At 69.4% G+C, this 3,905-nt stretch carries 5 protein-coding genes; 1 reads left to right on the forward strand and 4 read right to left on the reverse strand.

What is annotated here, in order from left to right:
- The 4 genes from AB0F81_RS50670 to AB0F81_RS50685 all read right to left on the reverse strand — a co-directional run.
- Window positions 1–468 (reverse strand): iron-sulfur cluster assembly protein (locus AB0F81_RS50670; protein WP_360211557.1); only part of this gene is annotated, 468 nt, incomplete at its 3' end.
- Entirely contained in the window at window positions 468–1,505 is a 1,038-nt protein-coding gene (locus AB0F81_RS50675) for an amidohydrolase family protein (RefSeq protein WP_360211559.1), read from the reverse strand. The genes AB0F81_RS50675 and AB0F81_RS50670, both read right to left, overlap by 1 nt.
- Window positions 1,506–1,519: 14 nt before the next feature.
- Complete coding sequence (locus tag AB0F81_RS50680) at window positions 1,520–2,518, reverse strand: NAD(P)-dependent alcohol dehydrogenase (protein WP_360211561.1); 999 nt, start codon at window positions 2,516–2,518, stop codon at window positions 1,520–1,522.
- A gap of 91 nt (window positions 2,519–2,609) precedes the next feature.
- Window positions 2,610–3,314: a suppressor of fused domain protein gene (locus AB0F81_RS50685; protein WP_360211563.1), complete on the reverse strand. Its 705-nt coding sequence runs from the start codon at window positions 3,312–3,314 to the stop codon at window positions 2,610–2,612.
- Window positions 3,315–3,383: 69 nt separating this feature from the next.
- Here AB0F81_RS50685 and AB0F81_RS50690 point away from each other — a divergent pair, with 69 nt between their 5' ends.
- Window positions 3,384–3,815: a DUF1801 domain-containing protein gene (locus tag AB0F81_RS50690; protein WP_360211565.1), complete on the forward strand. Its 432-nt coding sequence runs from the start codon at window positions 3,384–3,386 to the stop codon at window positions 3,813–3,815.
- The last annotated feature ends 90 nt before the right edge of the window (window positions 3,816–3,905 follow it).

Here is a 3,905-nt window from a genome sequence, read left to right on the forward strand (position 1 = left end):
CGCGGCGGTCGCGTCCGGCGCCAGCCGCCCCGCCTCCTCCAGGGTGAGCGACGCCAGCCGCTCCCCCACCACCGGCGCCACCAGCCGGGCGAGGCGTTCCTGCGCGGCCGTGTGCGCCTTGCGGTCGAACGTCTCGCGCAGCTGAGCCAGCGCCGGATCCCGGCCGTCGGTGGCGAACCCGGTGCTCGCGAACCCCGCCACCCCCGCGTTGATCTCCGCCGCGGCGAAGTGGTCGACCAGCACCACCTCGACCCGGTCCACGCCGAGCGCGGCCAGCTCGTCCCGGGCGTCGGCGACCATCAGCCACGCGAAGTTCGGCGCGCAGAAATAGGTCGGCAGGCGCAGCTCGACCCGGACCAGCCCGGACTCGACCCGCAGGGCCGCCACGAAGCCGAGGTCGGTGATGGGCTGGTCGAGTTCCGGGTCGCGGACCCGGCCGAGCGCCGCCCAGACCTCGTCGACGTGCATCAGGCGGTCCCGGAGGCGAGCGCCGGCCCGGAGGCGATCGCCGGCCCGGTGTCGACCGGCTCCTGCGGCACGTCGAGCTCGCCGGGCACCTTGATGTCGTAGAGCCGGGCCGCGTTGATCCCCAGGATCTTCCGCTTGATCGTCGGGGTCAGCTCGCCGTACTCGGACTGCATGTCCTCCGGGATCTGGAAGTCGGCGAATTTCTCGATCAGCCATTTCGGCTGCCAGATCGCGTAGTCGCTGCCGAACAGGATCCGGTTCTCGTCGAGCCAGTAGAGCAGCTCGCCGATGATCTGCGCGAAATAGCGGGGCCGGCTGTGGATGAACGGCATGGCGACCGCGAGGCCGCCGTACACGTTGGGCTCCTGGGTGGCGATCCAGCAGAAGTCCTCCAGGCGGGGCAGCCCGACGTGCTCGACGATGAAGTTGAGCTGCGGGAACGCGGTGGCGGCGTCGTCCACGTCGGCCACGTCGAAGGCGTCGCGGTTCATCGGGTAGACGGTCGGGCCCTTGTGCACGTGAATGTTGCGGATGCCCAGTTCCTGGCACTTCTCCAGGTACCGGTACGACCACGGGTCGGACAGTTTCCAGCCCTTGGAGTCGCCTTTCCACTCGGCGGTGTAGAGCTTCACCCCGCGCAGCTGCCAGCGTTCGTGCAGCTGTTCCAGCTTCTCCAGCCCGGCCTCGCCGTCGCGCGGATCCCACCGGCCGTTCACGATGAACCGGCCCGGGTGGCGTTCGGCCATGCGGCCGTTCTGCTCGGTGGTGTTGAAGCCGTTGACGTACCAGTCGGTCAGATAGGTGGACTGCAGGATCGCGACGTCGTCGTAACCGTTCTCGAACAGGTCACGAATCATCCGCTCCTCGCTGTAGCGCTCGAACTCCTCCAGCGGCCATTTGTACTCGTCCGGCGACAGATTGGCGTGGTAGTCGTAGAAGCACTTGATGAAACCCTCGCCGTACCGGTTGATCTGATTGGCCGGGCTGCCGTCCCAGAAATGGGTGTGCGCGTCGACGACGAAGTAATTCTGATACATGGTGGTCTCCCGACTCAGGGAACGAGAATGGCGCGGCCGGCGAGACGGCCGGTCTCGAGGTCGTCGATCGCCTCGTTCACCGCGCTGAGCTGGTACTTCCTGGTGTGCAGCGTGACCTTGCCCTGCGCGGCCAGGGTCATCAGCTCGTCGAGGTCGGTGTAGGAGCCGACCAGGTTCCCGACGATGTTGCGCTCGGTGGAGATCAGGTCGATGGTCGGGATGTTCACCGCGCCGCCGTACCCGATCACGTAGTAGCTGCCGGCCCGCCGGGTCATCGCCAGCCCGGCCGCCTCCGCGCCCTGCTCGCCGACGAAGTCGAGCACCACGTCGGCGCTGCCTGCCAGCTCGTCGGTGCGGTCGGTCACCTCGTGCGCGCCCAGCTCGCCGGCCAGGTTCCGGGCCCGTTCGCTCGGGTCGACCACGATCACCTTCGTGGCCGTCATCGCCAGCAGGCACTGGATCCCGATGTGCCCCAGACCGCCCGCGCCGATCACCACGCAGGTCGTTCCGGGATGCAGCAGCGGCAGCGCCTTGCGCACCGCGTGGTAGGCGGTCAGCCCGGCGTCCGCCAGCGCGGCCACCGCCGCCGGCTCCAGCCCGCCGGCCAGCTTCACCACCGCGCGTGCGTTGGTCAGCAGCAGGTCGGCCATGCCGCCGTCGCAGTCGATGCCGGGGAACCGCGAGTTCTCGCAGTGCACGTCGTCGCCGCGCCGGCACGGCCGGCACAACCCGCAGGTCACCAGCGGGTGCAGGATCACCGCGTCGCCTGCGGCGACATTGGTGACGGCGCTGCCCACCTCGCGCACCCAGCCCGCGTTCTCATGCCCGATCACGTACGGCAGCCGCACGCCCGACTTCTCCGCCCACTGCCCCTCGACGATGTGCAGATCGGTACGGCACAGGCCCGCCGCCCCGACCTGAACCAGCACGTCCAGGGGCCCGGTCACCGCCGGTTCGGGCACCTCGTCGACCGTGGGCCGCTTGCCGTAGGAGTGCACCCGGACAGCCTTCATCGCGTCTCCCCTCGCAGATCCGTCCCCCATCGGGACTCTGCGCGGGGTGCTCAGCGCCGGGAAAGCGCGCGTTCAGACTGTGACAACGCGACTACACACAGGAGGGGCGGTCCGGGTCGACCAGCTCGGTGACGCCACCGCGGTCGAGGGCGTCGGTCAGCGCGTCACTGCCCCGTCTCAGCTTGAACGCCATCTCGGCCGGGTGCAGCGGCACCAACGCCAGCAGGTTGATCTCCGTGCCGTCGGCGGCACGGATCGTCCGGGCCTCGTCCGGCACCATGAGCATCGGCGTGACGATCACCCCGGTGAACGGGACACCCGGGGCGTACGGCGTGGCGGGATCACCGTTCGGGATCGTGTGCCAGTGCCCGAGCCAGGTGCGGTACTCGTGCGGCAGGCGCGCCAACTGCTTGAGCAGCGTGATCGGCCAGTCGGCCCGCTCGTCGCCGGACGGGTAGGTTCCGGGGACCGGCCACTGCGGCGGCAGGGCGATCATCAGCTCGGCGTACGGGCTGACCTCCGCCTCGGCGGGCACCGACATCGGGCGCTCGCTCATCCCCGTGGTGATCAGCGTCCGGTACGGCCGCTCCGCGGTCGGCCCGATCACGTGGACGTGCACGGCGACCAGGTGCGACAGCATCTCGTGGTAGACCGACTCGACCGGACCGAAGTGCCGCTCGATGTGCCGGTCGATCGCCTCGGCGGCCTCCGGACGGAGTCCTTCGGCCGGCACGAACCCGTCGTGCACCGGCTGGTGCCGCAGGATGCCGGGATCGCGTTTCCTCCGCCACCACATGATCCGGCAGCGTAGCCCTCCTCCGATCAGGTCATGCCCCAGTTCTCCGGATACTCCTAGGCTGGCGGCATGGCCGAGCCCAAGACGACCCGTAACAGCGAGGACGTGGCCACCTACCTGGCCACGGTGACGGATGCGAAACGCCGCGCGGACGCCGAGGCCGCCTGCGCGCTGATGGCCGAGGTGACCGGCGCCGAGCCGACGATGTGGGGCAGCGCGATCATCGGCTTCGGCACCTACCACTACAAATACGCCTCGGGCCGGGAGGGCGACTGGCCCGCCGTCGCACTGTCGCCGCGCAAGCAGGCCCTCACCCTTTACCTGTCGAGCGGCTTCGAGGGCTACGACGACCTGATGAGCCGCCTCGGGCCGCACCGCACCGGCAAGTCCTGCCTCTACCTCAAGCGGCTCGCTGACGTCGACCAGGACGTGCTGCGCGAGCTGGTCGAGGGCGCGTTCCAGCACATCAACGGCCGCACCCTCGACTCCGAGCCCACCTAGTACTGCTACGGCGGTTCGTAGCTTCCGAGCGTGCTGAGTCGTTTGCGGTAGTGGGAGTCACGGGATCGTTGAAGGCAGCGGCGGCGGAAG

Origin of the sequence: Actinoplanes sp. NPDC024001 (genome assembly GCF_040638955.1) — a bacterium.
Taxonomy (GTDB): Bacteria; Actinomycetota; Actinomycetes; order Mycobacteriales; family Micromonosporaceae; genus Actinoplanes.